Origin of the sequence: Rubellimicrobium rubrum (genome assembly GCF_006152115.1) — a bacterium.
Taxonomy (GTDB): domain Bacteria; phylum Pseudomonadota; class Alphaproteobacteria; order Rhodobacterales; family Rhodobacteraceae; genus Rubellimicrobium; species Rubellimicrobium rubrum.
On record NZ_VDFU01000006.1, the window covers coordinates 181,486 to 207,637 of the forward strand.

General features: G+C 64.4%; 19 protein-coding genes. 15 read left to right on the forward strand and 4 right to left on the reverse strand.

Annotated elements, in window-relative coordinates:
* Window positions 1-60: 60 nt before the first annotated feature.
* The 13 genes from FHG66_RS07705 to FHG66_RS21510 all read left to right on the forward strand — a co-directional run bounded on the left by FHG66_RS07705 (window position 61) and on the right by FHG66_RS21510 (window position 17,188).
* On the forward strand, window positions 61-1,377 hold the full coding sequence (locus tag FHG66_RS07705; protein ID WP_139076167.1) for a nucleotide sugar dehydrogenase: 1,317 nt from the start codon (window positions 61-63) through the stop codon (window positions 1,375-1,377).
* A gap of 4 nt (window positions 1,378-1,381) precedes the next feature.
* Entirely contained in the window at window positions 1,382-2,845 is a 1,464-nt protein-coding gene (locus FHG66_RS07710; protein ID WP_139076168.1) for a glycosyltransferase, read from the forward strand.
* A gap of 18 nt (window positions 2,846-2,863) precedes the next feature.
* Window positions 2,864-3,994 carry an efflux RND transporter periplasmic adaptor subunit gene (locus FHG66_RS07715; protein WP_139076169.1) on the forward strand — a complete coding sequence of 377 codons (1,131 nt, stop codon included), beginning with the start codon at window positions 2,864-2,866 and terminating at the stop codon, window positions 3,992-3,994.
* A gap of 41 nt (window positions 3,995-4,035) precedes the next feature.
* Window positions 4,036-5,478, forward strand: a complete 1,443-nt coding sequence (locus FHG66_RS07720) for a mannose-1-phosphate guanylyltransferase (protein WP_139076170.1) — start codon at window positions 4,036-4,038, stop codon at window positions 5,476-5,478.
* Entirely contained in the window at window positions 5,471-6,982 is a 1,512-nt protein-coding gene (locus tag FHG66_RS07725; protein WP_176556160.1) for a right-handed parallel beta-helix repeat-containing protein, read from the forward strand. The genes FHG66_RS07720 and FHG66_RS07725 overlap by 8 nt, the downstream gene beginning before the upstream one ends.
* Window positions 6,982-8,397 (forward strand): MBOAT family O-acyltransferase, encoded by a 1,416-nt coding sequence (locus tag FHG66_RS07730; RefSeq protein WP_139076191.1) that lies wholly within the window; start codon window positions 6,982-6,984, stop codon window positions 8,395-8,397. The genes FHG66_RS07725 and FHG66_RS07730 overlap by 1 nt, the downstream gene beginning before the upstream one ends.
* A gap of 11 nt (window positions 8,398-8,408) precedes the next feature.
* A complete protein-coding gene (locus tag FHG66_RS07735) occupies window positions 8,409-9,518 on the forward strand; it encodes an alginate O-acetyltransferase AlgX-related protein (RefSeq protein WP_139076172.1) in 1,110 nt (369 codons plus the stop codon).
* Entirely contained in the window at window positions 9,518-10,357 is an 840-nt protein-coding gene (locus FHG66_RS07740) for a hypothetical protein (RefSeq protein ID WP_139076173.1), read from the forward strand. Before FHG66_RS07735 ends, FHG66_RS07740 begins: the two co-directional genes overlap by 1 nt.
* On the forward strand, window positions 10,354-11,667 hold the full coding sequence (locus FHG66_RS07745) for an alginate O-acetyltransferase AlgX-related protein (RefSeq protein ID WP_139076174.1): 1,314 nt from the start codon (window positions 10,354-10,356) through the stop codon (window positions 11,665-11,667). The genes FHG66_RS07740 and FHG66_RS07745 overlap by 4 nt, the downstream gene beginning before the upstream one ends.
* A complete protein-coding gene (locus FHG66_RS07750; RefSeq protein WP_139076175.1) occupies window positions 11,664-12,302 on the forward strand; it encodes an alginate O-acetyltransferase AlgF in 639 nt (212 codons plus the stop codon). Before FHG66_RS07745 ends, FHG66_RS07750 begins: the two co-directional genes overlap by 4 nt.
* Window positions 12,303-12,319: 17 nt before the next feature.
* Entirely contained in the window at window positions 12,320-15,094 is a 2,775-nt protein-coding gene (locus tag FHG66_RS07755; RefSeq protein ID WP_139076176.1) for an SEL1-like repeat protein, read from the forward strand.
* A complete protein-coding gene (locus FHG66_RS07760; RefSeq protein WP_139076177.1) occupies window positions 15,091-16,137 on the forward strand; it encodes an alginate lyase family protein in 1,047 nt (348 codons plus the stop codon). Before FHG66_RS07755 ends, FHG66_RS07760 begins: the two co-directional genes overlap by 4 nt.
* A 439-nt stretch (window positions 16,138-16,576) precedes the next feature.
* The gene (locus FHG66_RS21510; RefSeq protein WP_176556161.1) at window positions 16,577-17,188 is read left to right on the forward strand and encodes a hypothetical protein; all 612 of its coding nucleotides are present in this window, start codon (window positions 16,577-16,579) and stop codon (window positions 17,186-17,188) included.
* Window positions 17,189-17,222: 34 nt separating this feature from the next.
* Here the strand turns inward: FHG66_RS21510 and FHG66_RS07765 are convergent, their stop codons facing one another.
* Complete coding sequence (locus tag FHG66_RS07765; RefSeq protein ID WP_246082504.1) at window positions 17,223-17,972, reverse strand: Crp/Fnr family transcriptional regulator; 750 nt, start codon at window positions 17,970-17,972, stop codon at window positions 17,223-17,225.
* A gap of 897 nt (window positions 17,973-18,869) precedes the next feature.
* Window positions 18,870-20,279 (reverse strand): glycoside hydrolase 5 family protein, encoded by a 1,410-nt coding sequence (locus FHG66_RS07770; RefSeq protein WP_139076178.1) that lies wholly within the window; start codon window positions 20,277-20,279, stop codon window positions 18,870-18,872.
* A gap of 518 nt (window positions 20,280-20,797) precedes the next feature.
* Here FHG66_RS07770 and FHG66_RS07775 point away from each other — a divergent pair.
* Window positions 20,798-22,099, forward strand: coding sequence for a glycoside hydrolase family 1 protein (locus FHG66_RS07775; protein ID WP_176556162.1), 1,302 nt, complete (start codon window positions 20,798-20,800; stop codon window positions 22,097-22,099).
* 671 nt (window positions 22,100-22,770) lie between these two features.
* Here the strand turns inward: FHG66_RS07775 and mch are convergent.
* Window positions 22,771-23,733 (reverse strand): methenyltetrahydromethanopterin cyclohydrolase, encoded by a 963-nt coding sequence (gene mch, locus FHG66_RS07780; RefSeq protein ID WP_139076180.1) that lies wholly within the window; start codon window positions 23,731-23,733, stop codon window positions 22,771-22,773.
* Window positions 23,734-23,863: 130 nt separating this feature from the next.
* Between mch and FHG66_RS07785 the strand changes: the two genes are divergently transcribed.
* Window positions 23,864-25,699 carry a family 43 glycosylhydrolase gene (locus FHG66_RS07785; RefSeq protein ID WP_139076181.1) on the forward strand — a complete coding sequence of 612 codons (1,836 nt, stop codon included), beginning with the start codon at window positions 23,864-23,866 and terminating at the stop codon, window positions 25,697-25,699.
* A gap of 3 nt (window positions 25,700-25,702) precedes the next feature.
* Here FHG66_RS07785 and FHG66_RS07790 read toward each other — a convergent pair.
* Window positions 25,703-26,152 (reverse strand): TerC family protein (locus tag FHG66_RS07790; protein WP_425471716.1); only part of this gene is annotated, 450 nt, incomplete at its 5' end.

The window sequence follows — 26,152 nt, forward strand, 5'->3', positions numbered from 1 at the left end:
ACCTGTGACAACTCCGGGGCCATTCTGCGGCCTCCTTGTGTTTTCGCGAAAGGGAACTTCATGGCGAGAATTAGTGTGTTCGGGATCGGGTATGTCGGCGTGGTCTCGGCCGCATGCCTGGCTCGCGATGGTCACGAGGTGGTCGCTGTCGATCTCGACCGCGAGAAGGTCCGGGCGATCAACGAGGGGCGTTCGCCCATCGTGGAGAAAGGACTGGACGAACTGCTCGCGGGCGTCGTGTCCGAGGGGCGGCTGCGTGCGACCACGGATGCGGCCGAAGCCATCGCTGCGACGGACGCGTCCTTTGTATGCGTCGGCACCCCAAGCGCACCCGACGGCTCGGTCGGCCTCGTCTTCGTGAAGGGCGTCTGCGAGTCCATCGGCAAGGCTGTGGCCGCCAAGGGCAGCTACCATTCGGTGATCATCCGCTCGACGATCGTGCCGGGGACGATGGTGAACACCTGCATTCCGGTCCTCGAAGCAGCATCCGGCCTCAAGGCAGGCGAAGGCTTCGGCGTCGGCTACTTCCCCGAGTTCCTCCGCGAGAGCACTGCGATCGAGGATTACTACGATCCGGGCCTGATCGTGTACGGCGCCCTGGATGATCGTACCGCCGAGGTTCTCAGGTCGCTGAACGATCATCTGCCCTGCGAGTCGCACCTCGTGGACCTCTCGACAGCCGAGATGGTCAAATACACGTCGAACTCCTGGCGCGCCGTGAAGATCACCTTCGCGAACGAGATCGGCAACATCGCCAAGGCCTGCGGGCTCGATGGGCAACTCGTGATGCGGATGCTCTGCAGCGACCACAAGGTTGCGATGTCGCCCGCTTTCCTTCGCCCCGGGTTCGCGTTCGGCGGCTCCTGTCTTCCTAAGGACGTCCGCGCCTTGCGCGCCTTGGCCGCTGACAAGGACACTCCCGCACCGCTTCTGGGCGCCGTGCTGGAAGCGAACGAGATGCAGATCTCTCGCGCCGAGCAGATGATTGAAGCTTCGGGCATGAAGAGCGTTGGCCTTGTCGGCATCAGCTTCAAGCCGGGCACGGACGACCTGCGGGAGAGCCCACTTGCCGACCTGGCCGCCCGCCTGATCGACAACGGCAAGGATGTCAGGGTCTATGACCCTTACGTGTCGGTGGCGTTCCAGAACCCGGCCGCTGCGAACCGCGGCAACGATGTGGTTCCTGATCTCGACATGCGGATGGCGGACAGCATCGACGACCTGATCGCGTCCACGGAGATCCTCATCGTCGGCAACTCCTACGAGGAAGCCCGAGAGCCGCTTTTGAGCGCCGTGGGCACGCGGCCGATCGTGGACCTGACCCGGCTCGACCGGACCGTCCGGTCGAACGGCTCCTACCAAGGGATCTGCTGGTAACCGCATGCTGGGGCACGCCGCCTACCTCCTGTCCATGATCGCGCTGGCCGCTGCCGTCGGGCGGCGGACTGCGGACGAACTGGGCACCCTCCTCATCGTGGTGGGGGTGCTTGGCCTGTGGCGGTACAGCTGGGCCGCGATCAACTTCGCACGAGCGGCGATCTATCTGCGCTGGGCCTACCCGCGACAGCGGGCCGAGGCCGAGCGCGCCTACCGTGCACGGCCAATCCCGGCGCATGCCTTCTTCCTGGTGACGACCTACAAGATCGAGCCCGGCATCACGACGCGTGTCTACCGCTCGATCTTCGAGGCAGCCGCAGTCTCGAAAGGGGGGGCTACCATCGTCGCGTCGGTAGTGGATGGTGCCGACCTGCGCATCATTCGCGAGCTGTTCGCTCGGATGCAGGGCAGTGCGTCCCATGTGAAGCTGGTGATCGACCAGATCCCCGGGACGGGCAAGCGCGACGCGATCGCCCGTTCCCTGCGGATCATCGCGCGCGAGGCACCGTCCCCTCGGGACGTCCTCATCTTTGTGGACGGCGACAGCTGCGTCCCTTTGGACATCGTGGACCGGTCTGCGCCCTTCTTCACCGATCCTCGCGTGGGCGCCCTCACGACAGACGAGACGGTCGAGATCCTCGACGCCCCTCTGTTTCGGGATTGGTTCGACCTTCGCTTCATGCAGCGGCAGGTCATGATGTGCTCCATGGCACTGAGCGGCCGCGTGCTCACGCTGACTGGGCGCATGTCGGTCGTGCGCGCCGATCTTGCAACCCAGCCGAGCTTCATCAGCCACGTCCAGCACGACTTCATCGATCACTGGCGGCTCGGCCGCGTCAACTTCCTGACCGGCGACGACAAGTCGACCTGGTTCTGGCTTCTCAGCCGCGGCTTCCACATGACCTACCTTCCGGACGTGAAGTCGGTTTCCATGGAAACCCAGCCTCTGCCGGGCTTCTTCGAGAGTGCATTCGCGCTCATGAAGCGCTGGTTCGGGAACATGATGCGGACCAATGGCCGTGCGGTGGCGCTCGGACCGCAGCGGATCGGGCTTTTCACCTGGTGGTCGGTGCTTGACCAGCGCGTGTCGGTCTGGACGACGCTGACCGGCCCGTGTGCTGTGCTCCTGACCACCATCCTTGTCGATCCTGTGGCACTGCCGGCCTACATCGCCTGGGTCATGTTCACGCGTTACGTGTTCTGTGCGGCCTTGTCGCTGTTTCGGCGTCCCGGCTTCCCCATCATCTATGTCCCGCTGCTGTACTTCAGCCAGGTGGCAGGAGCACTGGTGAAGAGCTCGGTGATGTTCCGGCTCGACCAGCAGAAGTGGACCCGGCAGGGATCGGGCAGTGGACGTGCGCCCAGAACCTTGGGTCAGCGGGTCCGCGCTGCGTCCTCCAACTACGTGCAACTGCTTGCCTATGGCTGGTTCGGCCTGGGCGTCCTCCTCCTTTCCGGAATCCTCTGAGACCATGGGTGCCAAGACATGACGATGCGACCCGATCCACCCCTTCGCCAAGACACCCTCGGGACCTCCTCTCTTCCCGCCGGCCTCGGCGGCAATGAACATCCGCTTATCGACATCCCGTTCACGGTCTATGTTGACGGCCGCCAGTACACCGGTGCGGGCATCTCGCTGGTCGAGGCGCATGTCGTGGGGCTGGCCGATCCGGCTCTCGAGAACCAGAAGCGGCTAGTCAGGATCGCGTTCGACTTCGGCGGTTTTGCCGTATCGCTGCACCCCGAGGTCTGGATCGTCCGCGACTCTCCGCAAAGCCTCGTGCTCCGGTTCATCGACCCGACCGGCGAGCATCTTCCGCAGCTCCGCCATATACTGAACGACTACATCTCGGGCGACATCACCTCGCTGGGTACGGTGATCCGAGCGGGGACGCTCACTTCGCCCAAGGCGGCGGGGCGGCCGACGGTTCGACGGAGCCCCTGGGCGGGTCTCAAGACCGTTCTCGGGACCATTCTCGCGCTCGTGCTGATGCTCGTGCTGCTGACAGTCGCGGCGACCCTGGTCGGCCGCCGAGTCCTCCTGACCGACCTGCCTGCGCCCGCGCAGATCGCGATCGCTGGCGAAACCCTGCGAGCAGTGGCGGACGGCCAGATCACCTATCTCGATCCGGAGGCGCCTCAGGGCGAGGTCGCCTATGCCGTCGCTTCCACCAGCGGCGAAACCCTGTCGATCGCGATGCCCTGCGACTGTCGGTCCGTGACGGTCGGCATCGCCGAAGGAAGCACGGTCCTGGCCGGGGAGCCTGTCCTGCGCCTGACGCAGGGAGAGCCGGTCACCATCGTGGAAGCGAACGTGCCGCGTCAGGATCTCTTCGCGCTGCAGCAGGCCGGCGGGGCGGAGATCCGTCTCAGTGACGGACGGACCGTATTCGGCCAGCTCGACAGCCGGACGTCGGCCGTCGATCTCGCTCCCGGTGAGGATCTGGTTCCTGTCCGTCTCATGCCGGAGGCACCTCTGTCGACCGATCTGGCAGGCCAGGCCGTGGCCCTTCGCATCCGTCGCGACGCGGGCAACCTTCTCGCCCCGGTTGCCGAAGGGTGGGCTGATGCCCGTGCCTTCCTGACCTCCCTCTGGGCTGGCGCTCGCCAGCCTTGACCGCCCGACCGCCCCTGGAAGCCCGCAAGGAGACAGGCGACATGAAGTCCATCCATCCCGTGATCCTGTCCGGAGGCATGGGTTCCCGCCTCTGGCCGCTCTCGCGCGTGAAGCAGCCGAAGCAGTTCCAGCCGATCGACGGCGCGAACGGTCCGAGCTTTCTTCAGGCTACGGCGCTGCGCCATCGCGGCGACATGTTCCACGAGCCGACCATCGTCGCCAACGCTGCGCAAGTGGAGCTCATCTCGGAGCAGATGCTCGAGATCGGGTGCCATGCCCGCATCATCGGTGAGCCGGTCGGTCGGAACACGGGGCCGGCGGTCCTGGCGGCGGCCTTGCGTCTGCTGGAGACCGACCCCGAGGCGATCATGCTGATCCTGCCTTCGGACCATGTCGTGAACGGCGATCTGAACGGTGTCATCGGGCGGGCTGGGGCGGCTGCGCGGGATGGTCACATCGTTCTGATCGGGATCGTGCCGCGCTATCCCGAGACAGGGTTCGGCTACATCACCGATGGAGGGGAACTCGAAGGGCGGCCCGGTCTTCACCGCGTCAAAGCGTTTGTCGAGAAGCCGGAGCTCGAGGTTGCGACCCGGCTTCTTTCCGAGGGTGGTTCGTACTGGGCTGCGGGGATCTCCGTAGTCCGCGCCGACCTGATCGTGAGTGAGTTCGGGCGTCTGGAACCCGCGACATTAGCCGCCGTGCGTCAGTCGCTGGACCAAGGGCGCGAGGTCGGGGGTGCGATCCTCCTTGCGGAGCTTCCCTTCTCCACGGCGCTCGACGAGCCGACCGAGCGCGCGATTTTCGAGCGTTCGCCGCATGTGTCTTTGGCCCCGGCCAGCGTTGCATGGTCCGATGTCGGCGCCTGGACGGCGGTGCACAGCATCGGCGAAAAGAACGCTGCGGGCAACGTGCTCAGCTCCGAGGTGCTGGCCATCAACACGCGGAACTCCCTGGTGCGCGGCTGCGGCAAGCTGATCGCGGTGGTGGGCATGGATGACGTCATCGTGGTCGACACGCCGGATGCGCTGCTCGTGACCAATCACTCCAACGCCCAGTTGGTGAAGAACGCGGTCAACCAGTTGCTCAAGACGGGCCGTAGGGAAGTCGAGACGCATCTTCGCACGGGGCTGAGCCAAACCGACCTGCAGCCCGCTACGACTGGCGTGGCACGCATCGTCATCGAGTCAGGCAACCTTGGCACTGTTACCGGAACGGGGCAGGCCGGGTCCGTTGTAACCGTGGCCACCGGAACAGCCGTGCTCAAGATCGCGGGCGAGCCCGTGGGTGCCAAGGCGGGGGAGATCTTCTTCGTCCGGCCGGGCGAGACCGCCACGATCGCGAACGGCGGGACCGAGTCCCTGATACTTGTTTCAGTGGATATCGAGCCCTCGGCGGCAAAGCAGCAGCCCGCTCTGGACGGGCTGCCCACGGGCGAGCTTGTCGATGCGTTGCAAGTCGGTCGGAGGCGCTTCGTTGCGTAACTCCTTGCCTCTGCTCGCGATGGCGCTCCCTGCCTGCCTTTGGGCCGGCACGGCCGCCATGGCGCAGCCTTCACCTGACGATGCGGCAGGTTGGCTGGCCGAGCGGAATCGTGCCCTCAGTCAGTTCGGCGCAGTCCTGCCACCACCGACGGCGGAAGAGACCGGGGACGACCGGGGCTTGGCACTGGTCGCAGACTCGGCGCCGCAGGTCGCGGCTTCGGACGTGCGCCTTGCCCTGACGCAGATGGCCCTGGCTGCCGGGTCAGCCGGACAGGCGGAGATCGCCGCCGCCCAACCGACCCGTGGTCCGGGCGCCATCTATCTTCGCGCCGGCGCGGCCACTCTGACCGAGCTTTTCGAGGCCACCCGCGGCACCGATCTGGAGTCGGTGCTGACGCGAGACGGGCAGCGATTCGTGGCTTCCCGGCCCATAGTCGTGGTCCAAGGGGCAACCCTACAGCTTGAACCCGGCGATGTGCTGACACTGGAAGCGAACGACGGGGCGTTCCTGCTATCCTTCGGCCATGTCGAGATGGCCGGAGCCACCGTGCGGGCCGATCCGGCGCCCTACTGGACCGAGGAAAGCTTCCGACCCTTCGTGGCGATCCTGGGGACGGGCACGCTGGACGCGTCATGGAGCGTGTTCGCCGGCCTGGGCTCGGACGTTGCCCCGTTTGCGAGCGGACTCTCGCTGGGGTCGGGCAGTCTTTTTGCGGCAACACGCAGTTCGGGGGTCCGCGACAGCCGCTTCATCGACACGCATGGCCTGTCGATCATTGGCAGCGACGGAGCCCGGGTCGTCGGCAACCGGTTCGACGGCGCCGAAGGCATAGCGATCTCCGTGGACGACAGCGACCGGGTCGAGATCCGGGACAACGTCATCGTCGAGCCTGAAGGCCGGTTTGCCATTCGCGTGGACGGTCCTGCGACAGATGTCGAGGCGACAAACAACATCATGGTCGGGGGTCATCACGACGCCCTTCGTGTCGCGGCGGGCGCTTCGGCCGTGGACCTTTACGGAAACGTCATCGCCGATTTCGCTGGTAGCGCCATCATCGCCGACGAAGGGACGCGCTGCCTCCGGCTGGCCGGAAACCTGATCCGTGGAAACGGAGGCGACGGCCTGGGCGCCGGCGACATCGGCGACGTCATCGTGACCGCCAACATCATTCAGGACAACGGCGGCGCTGGCATCTCCTTGTCGCGCAGCCGGCCCGAGGCCGAACTCATCGTGGCCGGGAACCTGTTCGAGCGGAACCGGAGCGGCGTGCGGACGGCTTCGATCGGCTCACTGACATTGACTGACAATGATCTGGCGCGCCAGTTGCCGCGCCATCTGGCTGGCGACCTGTCGCAGCACACACCGTTGTTCCTGCACGAGATCCGTGGCGGCCATCGCGCCGCCCTGTTGTTCGACCACGTCAAGGCGGGCGTGGCCGATCCCCTCACTCCGGACGCCGTCGCGGCGGCGTTCACTGAATGCCGGGCGGAGGCCGGCTCCTGATGGTGTTCTCGTCCGAAGTTTTCCTGTTCGGGTTCCTGCCAGCGTTTCTGGCGATCTACTATCTGACACCCATGCGGTGGCGGAACATCGTCATCCTGATCGGCTCGTACGGTTTTTATGGTTGGTGGCGGCTCGATTTCCTCGGCCTGCTGATTCTGACCACGCTGTGGACCTATGCCTTCGGCCGGCTGATGATGGGGGACCCGGCACGGAGGAAGCTGTGGATCACCATCGGCGTGGTCGGCTGCCTGTCTGTGCTGGGGGTATTCAAGTACCTTAACTTCTTCATCGACAGCTTTGCCGCGCTCTTTAGCACCACCCCCGAGGAACTGGGCGTTCACTGGCGTTTGCTGCTGCCCATCGGGGTCTCGTTCTACGTCTTTCACTGCATCAGCTACCTGGTCGACATGTATCGCGGCGATGTCGAAGAGGATGTCGGACTCGTCAACTTCGCGGCCTTCATCGTCCTGTTCCCGCAACTCGTGGCCGGGCCGATCCTGCGTTTCAAGGACTTGGCCCATCAGTTCAAGCATCGAACTCATTCGCTTGACCTGTTCCTGGGCGGGCTGATGCTGTTCTTCGTGGGTCTTGCCAAAAAGGTGTTGCTGGCCGACGCCGTGGCTCCTCTGGCGGACCTTGCGTTCCAGACTCCGGATCCGTCCTTCGCGCTCGCCTGGGGTGGTGCGGTTGCCTATATGATGCAACTCTACTTCGATTTTTCGGGCTACTCCGACATGGCGGTCGGCTTGGGCATGATGATCGGCTTCAGACTGATCCGCAACTTTGCGACGCCTTATCATTCCCACTCGATCACCGAGTTCTGGAATCGGTGGCACATCAGCCTGTCCACCTGGCTACGCGACTATCTCTACATCCCCCTCGGGGGCAACCGGGTTGGTCGGGGCCGCACATACGTGAACCTGTTCATGGTTATGGCCCTGGGTGGGCTCTGGCACGGCGCGGCTTGGACCTTCGTGCTTTGGGGCTTCTGGCACGGCGGGTGGCTGGTGCTCGAGCGGGCAACTGGCCTTGCCAAGGCTAATGGGGCCGGGGCCGTTCTTCGAACCCTGTTCCTCGTGCTCATCGGTTGGGTTCTGTTCCGCGCCGCTAACGTCGAGGAAGCACTTCACATCTACGCCGGCATGTTCGGCCTGAACGGTTTCGGAGTTCCGGCAGTCACGGCTCTTTCGATGACGGGAGAAAGCCTCGCTGCCTTGGCGCTCTGTGTCGGGGTAGCAGCGCTCGAGCCTTATCTCGGGCAGATCGCCCGTGAACAGCTGATTCCGCAACCGGGTAGCACGCTGGTAGCCACCAACACACTGGTGCCGACGCTCCTCGTCACCGGACTTGCTGCCCTGGCAATCATGAAGCTTGCCGAGCAGAGCTTCTCGCCCTTTCTGTACTTTCAATTCTGAGGACCCTGACCATGAACACACAGCGGCTCCTCTCCTTATCCCGGCTAATCCTTCCCATCGCCTTTTTCGGGTACGGCGGCTTCGTGAACTACGAGATCCTGACGGGCGACCGAGTGGCCATGGACCGGGCCGAAGGCTCCCTGATCAAGGGCGAAGTCTCGGCAAGTCTGGGCAGCCAGTACGCCCGGGCCATGCCTCATCGCGAACCAGCCGTCGCCTGGCTAGGGGCGGCGCGTTACCTTCTCGCCGGCGAAGGCCGCGACGGTGTCATGGTCGGGCAGGACGGCTGGCTCTTCACGGACGAGGAACTCGTGCTGGCCACCGAGGCCGACATGGACCGGGTGGTGTCCGAGATCGTCGCGGCACAGGCTCGGCTTCAGGCCATGGGATCGCGGCTCGTGCTGATGCCGCTGCCGGCCAAGATCGACGTGTACCGCGACCACGCTCCCGACCAGGAACTGGCCCGAGCCATGGAGGCGCAGTATGACCGCTTCCTCGAACGGCTGGCTGCGGTGAGCATCGATGCCGTGGACACGCGGACCGCGCTCATTGAGGCTGCCGCACGCACGCCCGTCTTCCTGCAGCGCGATACCCATTGGACCCCGGACGGCGCCATGGCGGTCGCCGCCGCCGTTGCTGAATCAGGACTCGTGCCGTCGGGCGAGACCAGCTTTGTCGAGCGCGATGGCGAGCCGCAGGAGATCACAGGCGACCTCGTCTCCTTTGTGACGGACGAAGCCATGGCTCCGCGGATCGGCCTCGGTCCCGAGAAGATCCTGCCCTTCGTGGCCGAGGCGTCCGAGGATGCCGCTGGCGGCATCTTCGCCACGGATGCCCCCCTGGTCGGGACCTACCTCGTGGGGACAAGCTACAGCGCGAACGAGTCGTGGAGCTTTGCGCCAGCTCTCATGTTGGCGCTGGAACGCGACGTCCTGAACTTCGCGGAGCAGGGCCGGGGTCCCGTGCGCCCGATGCGCGTCATGCTCGACGATCCCAGCCTGACCCAGAACCCGCCGGAACTCGTGCTGTGGGAGTTCCCCATCCGTTACCTCGGCGATCCGTCCATCTGGCCCGACGACCTGCGCGCCGACGCAGACGCAGCCCTGCAAGGAAGCCTGTGATGTCCAGTTCCCATACTGTCCGGTCACGGCCGGTCGTTGCTCTGGCACTGGGACTGATTGCGTCCGGCGCCATGGCGGCCCCGGTCGTGACCCCGGCTTGGACCGAACCGCGGGCCCTGGCATCGGCTGTGACTCTCGTCTTCGACAATCGGATCACCGAGACGCGCGACCTGCCCACCGCCGAACTCCAGCAGGCCCGACGCAGGATGATAGCTGGTGAACAGATTTCCTGGGATCAGATGCGCGCCTTGGCGGACCTGGGCGACGGGCTGGCCGCGTTCCGGCTGGCGGAACGCATCGTTGCGCTGAACGATCCGACCCTTCTGGGCGATGCCGCGTTTTACTACGCCAATTCGGCATACACGAACCGCGACTATGCGGTGGGGCCGCTCGTCCGCATTCTGCAGCGCAGGGACGTGGAGATCTCCCCGCGGCGCCTGGAGCACTTGGAGAATGCCCTCCGCGCGCTGGCCCTGAACGGCGACGAGAAAGCGGCCAAGGCGCTCACCGACTTCTACATGTCCGGCCACCCCTTTGGACGTCAGCCCGAAAAGGCCCTCGAGTTCCGGCTGGACCTCGCCCAGTCCGGAAACGCCGACGCTGCCATGGCCCTTGTCCTCGAAGCCCTGTCGGGCCGGGCGCAGGTTCCCTTGGACGATGAGCAGGTGCAGCGCCTGCTCGGGATCGTGGAAGCGTCGGATGACCTGGGACTGAGGACGACCGCGTTGAACCTCCGCCGCATGCGAGGCCTCGAAACCGCCAGCGCCGCGCCGGTGGAACCCGAGCCGCCGGGCGTGCGTCCCCTTGCCCGGCCGGCAGAGGAGGCCGTCCCGCAATGATCCGCTTGGCCGTCCTACTTGGAACCGCACTGCTGTCCACGACGCCGGCCTGGGCCGAGCCTCCATCCAGCTACGGCTGCAGCCATCTCGAGGAAGCCGCGCCCACGCCATATATTGAGGGGCGGCACGGCGTGTTCTTCCGGCTGGCCCTCGACCTCCGGATGCGGCATCCGATGTCGGATGGCAGCATCGCCCTTTTGGCCGAGCTGTCGGAAGCGCTCGGCCTGCGTGGCACAACGCTCGTTTTCGTGCCTCTGCCCGGCAAGGGACTGGCGATGCCCCGATACCTGCCGGAGTCGGCGGGGGACTACGGATTCGACCCTGCGATCGCAACGGCCGCATACGAGGACGTGTTGGCTCGTCTGCGAGCGGCCGGTGTCGTCGCCGTCGATGCGCTCGGGCCGTTGCAGGATCTGCCCGATGGGACCATGGCCTTCATCCCGACCGACCACCATTGGACGTCCAACGGGGCGCGCGCGGTCGCGGAGGAGGTTGCGCGGGTCATGCACGAACTGCCCGCCTATGCGGGACTGGAAAGCGCCGAGCACAAGACCTACTCGCTTGGCCTCCAGGATCTGCCTTCTCCCTATCGTCGGGAGATTCAGGCGATGTGCCGCGACACGGTGCCCCGCTCCGCCACGGAGGCTTGGGAAACCGAGGTGACGCAGGCTCCGCTCGGCGGTGGCGGAGGCATCTTCGCGGCCGAGGCTGCAGGACCCCCCGTTGTCCTTGTCGGGACCTCGATGTCCCGGACCGAGTCCTTCAACTTCGACGGGTTTCTGGCGGACGCGGCCGATCTCGACGTGCTGAACTACGCGGTCACCGGCGGAAACCAGTACGGGGCGATGATCGCCTACATGACGTCCCAGGAATTCCAGGACGCTCCTCCGACCTTTCTGGTCTGGGAAAACCCGATCTACAACAACCTCGCCGAGTTCGGCGAACTGCCGCTGCGCGAGTTGATCGCGGCAGCGGCCGACCAGTGCGTTCCGGTGGAAACCGTGCGGGCCGACGATCACACACTGGTGGCCGACCTGCCTCTCGACGGACTCTCGTCCGATTCCTATGTGCGGGCCGATGCAGGAGCGGCCAACGGCCGGGCCATCCACATCGGCTTCATCACGAAGGACGGGCGGGAGCTGAACGGAACCATCGAGCGCACGCAACGGATCGGACCTAGCCGCCGCTTCTATCAGTATGTCGAGCCGTTCTGGGAGCCCGGCATCTCAAGGATCCAGGTCAGGTTCGATCGTCCGGTCCAGGACGATGCGACCCTTGCTTTGTGCACCAACAAGGAAACCGCTTCATGATTGCACGCTTCGCAACCCGCCGCACATCTTTGGTCCTCGCCGTGGGCATCGCGGCCCTGGCCAGCGCCTCGTCCGCGCAGGACGACGCACTTTACCCCGATGCCAGCGCGCCCGATGCGTCTTTCCTGCGCGTGTATGTGCCGGCCGACCAGTCCGTGGCCGTCGATGGCACCACGTTGCAGCCGGGTGAGAACGGCCTGACGCCTTATGTGGAGATCGCGCCGGGTGACGTCGTCGTGACCGTGGACGGACAGGATTCGACCATCGAAGCTGGGCCGAACCAGCACTATTCGTGGGTCGCCGACACGGCCGAGGGGCATCTGCTGACGGATGCGATCACCGACTCTCCGGCTCAGGCGGATCTGGTGTTCTACAACCTGAGTGATTTGCCAGCCGTCGATGTCTACGTTCCCAGCGCCGACGCGGTTGCCTTGGCCGGAGTCGCTCCGGGCCAAGGAGCCGGTGTCGCGCTGCGGGCACCGCTGACGCTCGACTTCGAGTTCCGCGTCGGCGACGAGACCAAGGCCACCTTGGCCGAGGTCGAGATGCTGCGTGCCACGGGCACGACGATTCTCCTTACAGGCGGTCCAGACGCCTACGAGGCGCGCGTCGAGTCCAACACCTACGCCAACTGACCCCGAAGGAGGCTCAGATGACACCGTTCCGCCCGTTCCTGACATCCTGGCTGCGCGTGGCTGCGACGGTGAGCTGTGGTCTCCTGTCGTCCGGCTCAGCCTTTGCCGCCGAACCCCTTGCCGTGCCGTTCCTGCCGCCCGACGTCGACCTGGGCCGGATCTGCGTGCCGCGGCCTCCCATTCACGAGGTGATCCAGCGCTGGTCCGAATGGGACCGCCAGAGCTTGGGCGACCAGAGCACGGAGCAGGTGCGCCGCGACCTGCGGCTTCTGCGAGAGAATGACGCTGCCGGTTGGTTCGACACGATCGAAACGGCCCAGAACCTCCTGCGGCAAGCTGACCCGGATTATACCGAGCGCGATCAGGTCATCGACCGCATCGACCTGGCCATCGCGGCCGGCCGACCCGAGCTTCTGGAGCAGGAGGGGCTGGTCGACAGGCTCTTTGCTCTCGGGATCGATACGTCGCCCGGGGCCCAGTATTTCGCGGCTCGGCTCTTGCGCGACGGGACCGGTGTAGCGCGCGACGAGGCGCGGGCCGAGCAGCTTCTGGTCTCGGCGGCCTATGGGGGGCACAGCGACGCCCTCCTTGAAATGGCGGGCCTGACGTCGGACGGGACCAAGGTCGATGGTTGGGACATCGAGCCCGAGCTTGCCGTGACCCTGGCCTTCGGAGGCCTGATCGGGAATGTCGACGAGATGATCTGCGACAGGATCAACCGCATCGCCTCGTCCTACCGCTTGGGCGAGGTCGTGGCGCAGGACACCCCCCTCGCGCTCGACTGGTACCGGCTTGCGGCAGAGCTCGGCGACTTCAACTCGGCTTGGCAGGTCGCGCAGATCAACCTTCGGGCGGAAGGCATCGAGAAGAACAACGAGGAGCTTTTGGCGCACCTTGAGCAGGCCGCGGAGGGCGGGCTTCCCTTCGCCCAGGTCGAACTCGGTCGCATCTACGAAGTAGGCGCTTTGGCCGAAAAGGATGTGGAGCGCGCCCGCTCGCTTTACCGGCAGGCGGCCTCCATCGGGAACTACGAAGGACTGGTCCGCCTGGCCTCCTTCATCAAGGCCCTTGAGAACCCGACGCCCGAAGACCTTGAGGAGCGCCAGCAGGCTCTCAGGGATTTGGCGGCCCAGCCGACGCCCCCGGCCTTTGCCCTGATCGAGATGGGCGACCTGGCCATCGAGGCCAAGGGCCGTTGGGCCGGCGAGTCCGAGGCCGCCGATTACTTCCGGCGCGCGCACGAGGCCGATCCTGCCGACCCCACGGCGACGTCGCGTGTGGCGCAGATCGGTTTTCGTCACGCCAAGACCGAGCAGGAGTTTCTCGACCTCACGGCCGAGCTACAGGAAGCCGTGCTGGCTTCGGGAAGTGCGAACGGGATGGACCAACTCGTCTCGGCCTTCACATGCCGCAGCCCCGCAGCCCCCGACCGGGAACGATCGGCCTACTGGCGCCAGGTCAGGGAGGATACCGACAGCGTATTGGCCCAGCCGGACGCCACGACGGCCTCTGCCGAGGGTGGCGCCATCGACGCGATGACTCTTGCTCGCCTGCAATCCCAGGCCCTTGCGGGACGGTCCAGTTCTTTGGCTGCTCTTCTCGAACTCCAGGAAGCGTACGGGCTCGATCTCGACCCGGCGCTTCTGGAGGACATGGCCCGTAGTTCCGAAACGGGACCGCTGACGGAGATGGCCCGGCTTGAGCTCCGGAACGCCTCCTCGCCTCAGGCGCGGGCCGCCGCTCTCGACAAGCTGCGCGAAGCCATCGATGCCGGGGAAGCGCGGGCGTCCACCGAACTGCTGAACGCGCTCATCGGCGATGGCATCTCCGAAGATGAAGCTGTGGAGGTCTCTGCCATGGCAGAGCCAATGGCCGCGGAGGGCAGGGGACTTGGCATGCGCGCCTTGGCCATGCTCGATGGCGACGACGCGGCTGCGAACGAACGGATCTTTACCGAACATCGTGACGTGATCGAGGCGGACGGCGATTTCGATGCGCTCGTCTTTGCGCTGCCCTTCCTGGCCGACGATGCAGCCCGCAACGACTACCTGGGCCGCATTCGCGCCTCCATGCCATGCAACACCGGATCGGCATTGAACGTCGCCAAAGCCATGGACGCCCTGGGGCGGCAGGACGAGGCGGATCGCTGGCTCGATATCGCCGGAGTCGCGGCTGGCGCGAACGGGTCCCAGATCGTGGCAGTGGCCGATGCCATGCGCGAGGTCAGCGATGGTCCCGAGGCGCTGGACGCGTCTGTGAGCCTGCTGAAAGAGGAAAGCGAGAAGGGTAACCGGATCGCCCTGCTCCGGTTGGTGGCACTGGCAGACGGTGACCAGCCGAGGTTCACTCCTCCCAAGGAGGAACTGGCCTCGCTGTTCGTGGACCTGATCGGGGTTTCCGACGTGTCGGATGTGCCGAACGTGCTTCGCCGCGTCCGCCGCGCCGATCCGGAAGTCCGGTCCATGGTCGAGTCACAGGTGGATGTCCGGGCCCTTTATGTGCAGGCGGCAGAGGCTGGTGATCCGGTCGGCCAACTGGAACTTGCGAAGATCGTTCAGGCTGAAGCCCAGGGGCAGAGCGATCTTGCCGAGTATGCTCGTCTCTTGACCGCCTCGGCGGAGCAGGGCGAGCCTGAGGCGATGTACTTGCTGTCGACGGCATACTCGTTCGGCCTGGGCGTGGAGCCGTCGCTCGATACGTCGCGCGACTGGCTGTTCCGGGCCGCAGAGGCCGGGAACAAGGAGGCTCTCGACACCGTAAGGCTGCTCGAAACCCAGGGGATCTCGCAATGACGCCGAATTCCGTCACCACCTTGAGCCTTGTGACCGGTCTGTCGCTTCTTGTCGGTCTGCCGGCGGTTGCTCAGGACGCGGGAAAGGCCGAAGGCTTTACATGCCCGGCCGTTCCCGATCCTGTCGTCACCCTGGAATACGGCAGCCGCTACACGGCCGAGAGCGAGGACCGCTCGGATCTTGATGCGGAGACGAACGCCGAAGTGGACCGGGCCTTGGGACCGGTGGATGACTTCATCATCGATCTGGCGAATGCCGCCAACCGGGCCGAAGAGGGCGGCGAAGATGCCGTTCTGGCAGCAGATTGCGTCGTCGACGCTGTCGCAGTGTGGGCCGAGGCCAATGCCCTGAGCGATCTCGGCAGTATGAATGCTGAGATATCCACCCCGTCGCGTCTGGGCGGCATCGCCTTGGCCTACCTGCAGGCCAGACCTCATGCGGCACAATCAGATGATGCCCAGCAAACGGTCATCGAGGATTGGCTCCAAGAGCGGATGCTTTCCACGATGGCATACTTCGACAACGAAGCCCCGGAACGTGCCAGTCAGAACAACCTTCGGGCCTGGGCCGGGCTCGCTGCCGCAGCGGTTGGAACGGCCACTAGTAATGGCGACATCACCGGCTGGGCAGCGGACACTGTAGAACTGGTCGCCTGCCAAGCCGACTCAGACGGCGCCCTGCCTTTGGAGATGGCCCGCGGACCGAGGGCGCTGCAGTACCAACTGCACGCCACGGCACCCTTGGTCGTCGGAGCCGCACTGCTGTCCGAGGCAGGCGCGGACCTGTTCGCCGCCTGCGACGGCGCGATCCACCGCATTGTGAACTTTGTCCCCCAAGCCTTTGAAGATCCTGATCTGGTCGCCGAAAAGGCCGGCGAGACCCAGACCTATTTCGACGGAGAGGACGAACTGGAAGGCTGGGAGCTTGCTTGGGCCGAGGCGTACCTGTCCAAGTTCGATAGCCCAGCGCTGGCCGGGATGGTCGAAGAATTTCGGCCGCTTGCCAACTCCAAGCTGGGCGGTGCCCAAGACCTGTTTTGGTGAAGGAGCGGACCTCCCGACCATATTGAACTAAATTCTGCTCAGGCACGCGCAGGATTCCGCAACTGTGAAAAGGTTCCCCACATCTTCACTTGGCAGGACAGTGTGATGGTGTTGTAACAGTCCTGCCTGTGCCGACACTGCTGTCCGTGCATCAGGCACGCCGCAAGGCGGAGCGTTGAAGGTCAGGAGCGCGAAAAGCGCCCACCAGGGGGATAGTGCCATGTCCAGCAGAGTCCCTGCGACTCGTCTCTCAAAGCCCTGCAAGGAGCCTTCGGTTGGAGAGGCCGCAGGGCGTTTGACTTTGGCAGGCAGTCCTGCTGACCCCTCTGGTTCTCGGAAACCCCAAGAGGTTGCGGCCCGAAAGAGAGCCGCGGATGACGTAGGGCTCAGGGGGCCATCACGGCAGTGTGCCAGCAACGCCCCGAGCCGCCGCCATCTGATGCTGCAGGACGACCCGCATGTGGATCCGGTCCGCGAAGCTCAGGACGGCGTCAAGCATTTTGACACCATGGCTGAGTCTATGCAGCCAATGTCGCCTATCGCGGCCTCCGACGCTGTTTCTTCCGTCGAGGCCGACCTGCGGTCGCACCTCTCTGTTGCTGCTCTTCAGGCTCTGTGCGCAGTCGTTGGTATTCTGGATCGGGCGCGAGCGGCCAATTCTGAGTCGGCTCCGGCAGACTGGGCCAGATCGGATGATGTCCTCCGGCTCGAATGGGTGGGAGGACGCGCGGTTGACCCGACTGGTCTGGCCGAAGACCGCCCGAATGACCACGGGTCCGCGGAAGATCACGCGGCTCCCGTCGTCCAGGGATGCGGTTCCAGAACTGCAACGCTCCGGTCGAGCCGGAGGACGAACGCCGGAACGGCGGACGGGATGGCGGCCCGGTCCGAGTCGTCGCTCGGGCTACAACAGGCCTTGACCACGGACAGCGTGGAACGCCTCGGTTACCGAGGAAGGGCGCTGTTTGGCGGCCGCCATGGTACGGCCGATGATCATATGGAGATCGAGATCGGCACCGGCTGGCTGTGCGGACGTTCGTTGCCCATCTGACGCTGCCGTCGTCCGTGTTAAGCCCTGATCGGCCTTAGTGGGTTTGCGTGGCTTCTGGAACGGATGGGCCGCTTAGTTGGCCCAGAAGCCGGCGATACTCGGCTTCGGGAACCCCGTAAGTGCCTTGGCTGGCTTGGACGAGCCCATCGCGGTCAAGGATGCGGATCAGTCCGCGCCGGGCCCGGATCAGCTTCTTCTCTTCAAGGACGTGTGTTGCCACGGTGACGCCAGCCCGCCGGACACCCAGCAGGTTCGAGAGGAACTCATGGGTCAAGTGAATTTCATCGGCGTTCAGACGATCATGACACATCAGCAACCATCGGGCGAGACGGGCCGCCAACTTCACGCGTCCATTGGCTAGCGATGTGTGGGCTACCTGAATGGCAAAGTAGCGCACGTAACGCAGGAGATGGTCACGCAAGCCTGGATGTTCCGAGGCTGCTCTTCGAAGATCATCGACCGAGATGCGATGCCCACGCCCCTCGATCTGCATCAACGTCTCGTGCGGAGACTGGTAGTCTCCCAGCAGCACCATCGTGCCGGACATTCCGTCCCGACCGAACACTCCGACCTCGATCCGAAGACCCGTGTGTGTGGAAGGCACGACAGAGGCAAGTCCGGTGTCAGGGAAGTATATATGCCTGATCGCCTGATGAGGCCGTTCCATGACGTAGCCTTCGGGCAGATCCACGGGAACGAGTGCGGGCCCGATTAGGGCGAGATCGTGATCGGGCATGGCCGCCAGCAGATGGTTGCCATAATTGGCCCGAGTTGGAATAGGCACGTTTTACTGACTCCTAGCCACACGATAGCTTGCAGGATCCCCGCCGCTTCTGCGCGGTCTTCGTTCAGATCCTACATTTCTTTTGGCCGGCATTCTGACAACCGCGTCTCCGTCGCCTTTTTGGAACCTTGCTGTTTCCAAGCTCGTCTTCTGGAGCCAGACGGTTCGGAACTGCGGCCCGCCCATACTGAGGAAGCTGACAGTTCGGCAGTCGGACCACGCCGAGCATCGGTGGAAGCATGCCGGGCGAATCTCGACCCCTAAACTCATCCTGCATGGGAAAACGTAAACAGGACGTGGAGTTCAGCGGGGGTAGCGTGTGATGATCCGCCTGATCGCACGTATCGTGGGCCGAAAATCTCCTCGACGGCAACTTCAATGATCCTTGTCGTTACGACGATCCTGAACTTCTACGAGGCCCTTCGCCTTGCATCGACTCACTTCCCCAACTGTCGATAGGACCGCGCGCATCATCTCGCGAGTGCCTGCCTGTTTCGCCGCACACATGGTTGCCGTCTGGATCCACGCCGGGACTTACTCGCTTCCTGCCGTCCGTTGGCATATCCCCAGCGTTGCCGGCATCCCGGTGCAAGGCCTGCCGATTGTGTGTACTTCTCGGAGGTGACCTAACCGTCGCCGGGGTTCGGGGGACCATGTTCCGATCTCGCACGAGCAGCTCTTACAGGCGTCGAGGCCCTGAATGAACTGAGCACCATCAGTGGGTCGGCTTCGTTCACCCATCTTGTAGTGGAGCGATGCTGGCCGCCCGACCGGCCGTTCAGACGGCAAGGTCTTTTCGATGCGCGGACGCATAGCAGCAGAGCCAAGGTGGACTTCGACCCTGACCCACGCAGGATAGAGGGTCCCGAGGATTGCTGATGCCTCGGAGCGCTTCCGCTATGTCGCTGGCCGCACGGCGAGGGCGACATCCGTCACGGTGGGTGGAGTTTCAAGCTTGAGCAGGCCGTCGCGGCTCGTGGCCTCCCACTCGGCCTCGATGCGGGCGTCCCTAGTGGACCAAGCCGTCACGGAGTATCGGCCCTCGTCCATTCCCGGCAACTCAGCGACCACGGAAAGGGCAGGGGCATCGGGATCGACCATCCGGCTTCGGTTAACCAACCGATCCACACGGAGAAACCAAAGGACGGCTTGCCGACCGTCGGCACAGGCAAAACCTCGAAACGAAGGCGAGAGAACCCGAAGCTCGTGATTGCGGTTTGTTCGCCGAAAATCGGCCCAGTCGACGAGCGGCATGAACGCTGCAAGGCTTTGCTGCGAGCGACGCATTCCAGGTGTGAGAATATGAGGACTCCGGTTGGGCCACCTCATCCCGCCGCCTGCGCCCCCGGACGCAAGATGCGCCCACTGAATGTGACGGAAGTATTCGTCATCGAACACTTCGGGAAGGGTACGCTTGCGATCCTTGAATGTGTGGATCGGGCCATGCTCGCTGTCGAAGTAAGGGCGGTCGGCGGGCGCATGGCCGAGGGCCTCCCTCACCAGTTCGCCTACTGCCAAAGCCGGGTCGACGCTGTTCCGCGGGTGGTCGATCGTACCGTCCGCATAAAGGTGTGTGCTGGCGAAATCGAGTGTCGGATGCCTGAAGATGGTATCGGCCACATCGGGATGAGATTGCAGGACAGGACCGAACAGCGAGACGGTCTGTGGGTGAGCGCGGCCATACAGGCGCATCTCCAGCAAACGCACGTGGTCGCTCAGTTCGCTGGCGACCGGACCGAACGACGTGGACGCGTCGCCCATCTGGGCCGGATGCATCTCATTCCACAGGTCCCAGGCGAAGATGGCGCCGCTCCCGCCCCAACGCTCGACGGCGAAGGTCAGGCGGTTTTTGATGGCATCCAGTGTGCCCCGGCACAGCAGCAGTCGGTTCCGGGCTGAGCATGGTCCGCCGTTCGCCCTGTTATAGGGGTGCTTGGCCCAGCGGATCCACATCCAGAACGTGTCGAAGGGGGTCAGCAGCAGCCGAAGACCGTGCCGCTCGCATAGCGCAATGAAGTCGTCCCACAGTCGGACCATGTTCGGTTGAAAATGCCCGACCGGGCGCTCGAGGTAGCGGTTCTCGCCTTGCGCATACTCCATCATGACTCGCAGGCATGTCACGCCGTGGCTTGCCAGCCAGTCGAGATGGCGGTCAACAGCCGCCAGGTCCTTGCGCCGAAAGAGGCCCTGGAGCTCGGGCCAGGTGATGGCATCGTTCTGACCGATCGGGTGCCAGGGCCTTCCATCGTCCGTCACGAAGTAAGGCGAATCGGGCGCGACCCGGACCCATGGCAGTCCCTTGGCCACGTTTGCCCCGGTCCGGGGCGGGGACGGCTCGACGGTTGGAAGATCCTTGGCGATGGTCGTCCCTCCTGCAGCTACTCTGGCCGAGGGAGCAAAGTATGACCGTCCGCCGAAAGAGCCAGTCGGGTCCGGTGAAATCAGCGACGGACGTGCCGTTTTTCCGCAGTTCGTCGCGGTGGCCCAAGGGACGAATAAGGTTATCCCCAGAAAATCATGAAGCGGACGGGGGAACTGGCGCGTGGGTGACCTACGTTCATCCGGGAGATGGCGGCGAAAGAAGGAGTTCGAGGCGGCACATCGGAGCCACGGGCGTACAGCCCGCGCGACCGGCAGTCCCTCATGTCCGCCAGCCTGCTTCGCAGCCTTTCACGAGCGGAGAACGCCACCCGGCATCATCATCGGCCACCATCGTTGGGAAGAACATGAAAAGAACCCTGTCCGGAACTCTTGCGGTAAGCCGACGACACAGTGACACCGCAGGCTCGTGGGCCTCGGCGGATCAGGCCGGAGCCTCGGCCGGAGTGTCGCCGGCACTCCCGCGGCTCCACTACCTGACCGGTTTCGAGGGCACGCAGATGTTCGGTCATGGGACCGATGTGCTCGACACCACAGAGCATAGCGTGAGGTACAAGGACGACCTCAGGCTGCTCGCCAACGATGGCATCACCACGTTCCGCTGCTGCATCCCTTGGCACAAGATCGAACGGGTGCGCGGCGTCTATGACTGGGCGTGGACGGATCGGTACCTTGGTCATGTCCGCAGGCTCGGCCTGAAGCCCATCGCCGACCCGTTGCACCACACAAGCTTCCCCCAATGGTTAGAGCACGGTTTCGCCAACCCCGAGTTCCCGATTGCATATCAGGATTTTATTCGAGCATTCGCGCGTCGCTATCCCTGGGTCACCGATTACACGATCATAAACGAGCCACTGGCGACCGCGATTCTGAGTGGTTTCATGGGCGAATGGTATCCGCACTGGCGGGACCGCGCCGGCATCGTTCCGATCATACTTGGCAAGGCCAAGGCGATCAGCTTGGTCACACCCATGCTGGAGCGAATGATCCCGGATTTGCGGGTCGTGCATGTGGACACCTGCGAGCGTCACGTGGCGCTTGATCCGCAGTCTCAGTACCATACGGATTTCGGCAACGACCTGAGGTTCGTGGTGCTGGATCTCATTCTGGGGCGCGTCGATGAAGGACACCCTCTGTGGGCCACCCTCAGGGAGCATGGGCTCACAGAAGCCGACGCTGCATGGTTCCGTGAGTTCCCAGCTCGGGTGGACGTGCTGGGTCTGGACTACTACGCCCACAGCGAATTGGGCTGGACCGTGGAAGGCCAGAGCGACGACTTCCTTCCCTGGGGCTTCAGGAAGGTCGCCCTGGAGTATGCTGACCGCTACCCGCAGTTCTCCCTCATGCTGACCGAGACCAACGTCCGTGGCCGGATCGAGGACCGCATCAGTTGGCTCAAATACATGGTAGCCGAGTGTGAGGCCTTGGTTCCGGACCTTGCCGCTCGGGGGCGGACCTTCGATGGCTTCTGCTGGTATCCCTATCTGGATTCGACCGACTGGTGCTCTCTCTGCCGGCAGCCTAATCGGCGGATCGATCCGCAGGGGGTCTACTATCTGTCCAGCGACTTCAATCGGCAGCACTCAGAGTTGTCCGATCTTTATGCCCGGCTCGCACGTGGCGAGATCGGGTCGGAGGATCTCCCGGCCTATCATTTCGAGGAGCCGGTCCTCGAAGGACGGCGCGTGCGCAAATACCTCCCGCATATGACGGAATGGGATTGGAAGGACGGCACTCCCAGTCTGTGACGTAGGTGCGATCGGCGGGGCCGTCCCGGCATGGGCCCGGCCCCGGAACTCCCAGGACAGCTGGTGGGTGAGGACCTGATGGGGGATGACGCGGGCGAAGCCCAGGTCGAGGAGCGGGCCGCCGGGGAGGTGACCGAACACGCCGTCGCGCCGGAGCCAGGGGAAACTGCCCACCCAGTCGCCCCGCCAGATCGTGTTGTGGCGGTTCTGGAGCGCATAACCCGCAAAGCATAAACAAACCTCGGGCCGGGTGCTGCCGGTGGCTTTGTCGGAAACGGCTGAGCGGATGATCACGGGCTCTCATGGGGCCTTGCTCAGGCTTTGGAATTTTTCCCGACCCGCCACGACGGGCCTCTGCCTCTTCGATCTAACACGATTAATGATCATCGGGCGCCGCGCGAAGTCCATCTTCGGACCTTGGTGGACAGTGTTGCAGTGGCTCGAACTCCGAGGTGTTCACCGTTCACATGTTGAAGCCAGTTACCGCGACCGAGCTGTCGCATACCTAAGCGGCACTGTAACCTTTCGGAGGGACGCGGCGGCTTTTCTCCTTACCGGCCGCCAGCTTCCAGCAGACTTTCCTGCAGTTTGATCATCTTCAGGTTCTGAGCGGCTCGAGCAGTCTGCCAGCTTAGAGTGGAGCCGCAGGATGTGAGATCAGATCCTGACTCTCAGTGATCGGTCAACCATTCGGGCTGCTTACGCCCGGCGCTGAATGTTTCGCCGCTTTCGACAGCAGTGACGGTCACCAAGGCTGGACTGAACAAACCGCTGTCGATCCCGCTGAAGTCGCCTCCGGCTGCTTCATAAACCTGGGCAAAGCTCCGGCCCCAATCGGATGAGGTCGAACTGGGCAGGGCTGTGGCAAGCCGTTGTGCCTCGTCGTCCGAGCCCTCTACGACGAGGTGGACTTGGCCGCCGTAGATGATGGCATCGTTCGCGCGCCCCATGGCGATGCGGGTGTCCGGATGCGGCGGACGGATCGGAGCGCTGCCGGTCGCCTCTATAATGGCGTCAGGCGGAAACTCCGCCAGTCGGAGCTTTTGCATCGCGCATTCCACGACGCGTGCCGCGACCTGTGTCATTCCCGTCAGCGATCCGGTCGGGCTGTGGAGTAGGACGAGCCGGTCCCGGGCGATACCGCATGCCTCTGCCACGGACTGCGCGATCGCGCAGTCGGGAGGGGCATCACCTTCCACCAACAAGACGGCCCGGTCGGCAACCTCGTGGTGAGCGATCCCATCCAAGATCGCTTCGTGCCTAGCCAGCAGCCGGGCTGGGCCTGACCCCATCAGCACCGCTCCTGTCGGCGACTTCAGGTGCCATCCCGCATACTGACACCCTAAACAGGCGAGCAGGGGCTGGCTGGTTCGGACCAGCACGTCCCATCCCATCGAGCCTTCCGGAGAGGCAGCCATGGAGACCTCGGCAAGCCCGCCTGTTGCGATCCGGGCTAGGCGGAGGCCTGCCTCCGTGCTGCCACGCGACCTGTGCCCGCAGTCGACCAGCGTCTCCCCCTCAGTCCCGATTCTGACGCCGACGCGAAGGAGTGCAGCATCCGCGATCATTCTATCGACGAGCGCGGCTGCTCTTTCGTTCAGCGATAATCTTGAGGATCGTCTGTCCTGGGTCATGATCTGTCCAATCCTATCGCCCCATTTCGGTTCCGGCGGAGTGCTCCGCCGCGATTGCCGACGAGCGGGGGAACGCTAGGCTTCCGTGCGACGGGATGTTGTCGGACACCCGGAATCGGAGGGTCGGACGATGCCTGCGTGGATCCGGATCGCACTCCTGAACGGTCTCGCCAGCGTGCCAAGTATCAGTCATGCCCAGTCTGGCGAAGACACCTACTCCAACCCCCTGCCGGTCACGGCCAGTGGCCAGCTCGTCGAAAGCTGCGCTGACCCGAGCGTGATCCAGACAGCCGGCGTTCAGCAGGGTTGGACGATGTTCTGCACGACCGATCCCCTGTCGAGTGCAGACAGGGACTCCTCGGGCGCTCTGGTGTTCCGGTCATTGCCCATGTTCAGTTCGGACGACTTGGTTCATTGGACCTACGAAGGTCCAGCCTTCGACCGTGATGCCGCGACCGCCAGCGCGGCTCCGCCTTCCTGGGCTGCGCCGGAAGCGTTGTTCTGGGCCCCCGAGGCCGAAATGATCAGCGGCAAGCATTACCTGTTTTTCGGTGTTACGGACCTGGCCGATGAGGCAGGAGGAGAGCCCGGCTGCTCAACCGACGGAGCCATCGGATACGCGACATCCAACAGCCCGCTCGGACCATGGCAAGCTGCCGAGAGTCCTCTTGTCGGTCCCCGCCGCAATGGGGAAGGGTGCGACTTTCTATGGACCTACGACCCGGAGGTGATCCTGACGCCAGACGGGCGTCGCTTCATCTACTACGGCAGTTACGTCGGCGGCATCGAGGTTCGGGAGCTTCATGTGGCGTCAGACGGCTCCTTGTCCACTTACGCGGCCACCGCCGTGCCCATCGCTCTGCCAAACCGTTACGAGGGAGCGGAGGTCGCATGGCACGACGGGGCTTGGTGGCTGTTCGTCTCGGCCTCGAACTGCTGCAACGGGCCGCAGACTGGATATGCCATGTTCGTAGGCCGCGCCGAGGATCCCCAAGGACCGTTCCTGGACAGGAACGGGTCATCGTTCCTTGACGGACGCATCGGCGGAACACCCGTTCTGGTTCAGAACGGCAACCGCTGGGTCGGGCCCGGTCATGGAACGACCATCATCGATGCCTCGGGCCAATGGTGGATGCTGTATCACGCCATAGACGAGGGCTCACCCTACTTCGAGGGCGAGGTGGGCTTCACACGGCGGCCGGCGCTTCTGGATCGGCTCGACTGGATCGATGGCTGGCCCAGTGTGGAAGGCGGTCCCTCGGATGAGCCGCGCGCGGTCCCTGCCATGCGGGAACGGCCACCCACGACCTCGCCACGGTCACAGGACGCCGTGTTCGAGAATGGTGAGGCCGTTCCCGAGCTCTCGGACGAGTTCGACGGGGGTGCGCTAGGCGACGGTTGGACCTGGATCCGTCAGCCGGAGGACGGGAACGTGGAGATCGGAGGCGGCGTCCTTGGCCTGCGGACGCAGGACTTAGACCTATACGAGGAGTTCAACGAGGCGTCGGTCCTGACCAAGCCGATGCCGGGCGGCGGTTTCACCGTCGAGGCTCGCGTTTCGTTGGATGTTCCACCCGAAGGCTGCTGCCAGAATTTCGTGCAGACGGGACTCGTGCTTTACGGCGACGACGACAACTACCTCAAGCTGGTCGTCCTCTCGGCCTGGGAAACGCGTCAGACCGAGTTCGCGCGGGAGGTGTCCCCGGTGCCTGATGGCTACCCCAGATACGGTAGCACCGTCGTCGGGCCGCCCGGCGACTGGACCGACCTACGGCTGGAGGTGCGGCGCCAAGGTGGTGGGGAAAGGGTGACAGCCTACACCCGTGCTGAGGGACAGGGCTGGGTCGAGGGCGGGACCTGGAACCACGCTTTGGGCGAGGCCGCACGGATTGGCTTGGTGTCGATGGGCGGGCCAGGGTTCCTGGCCCGCTTCGATCATGTCCGGGTCTTCCGGATCGCGGACTGACCGCTACTCGACCAAGGCACCGGCCGCTGGCGCGGCATCCTCGACCTCCTCCGCGTGCGCCTCCTCGCGGCCGTAGCGGACCTCGTGGTAGCCCTCGTAGATCATCTCGAGCGAGACATAGAGGATCACGAGCAGGCCCAGATAGGCGATCCAGCGGAAGCGATGGATGATCCGGGCGATGAAGGTGGAAGCCAGGCCCATGAGCGCGATGGACAGCACCAGGCCGATGATGAGCACCGACGGATGGCCGTGAGCCGCCCCGGCAACTGCAAGCACGTTGTCCAGGGACATGGATACGTCGGCGATGATGATCTGGGTGGCGGCCTGGGCAAAGGTCTTGCGCGGCACGCCCGACGCGATGGTGCCGTCGGCGTTGAGATCGCGGCCTTCCAGCGCCTCCTCGGCGGCCTGCTGCTCGGTGTCATGGCCAGCGCGGAGCTCACGCCACATCTT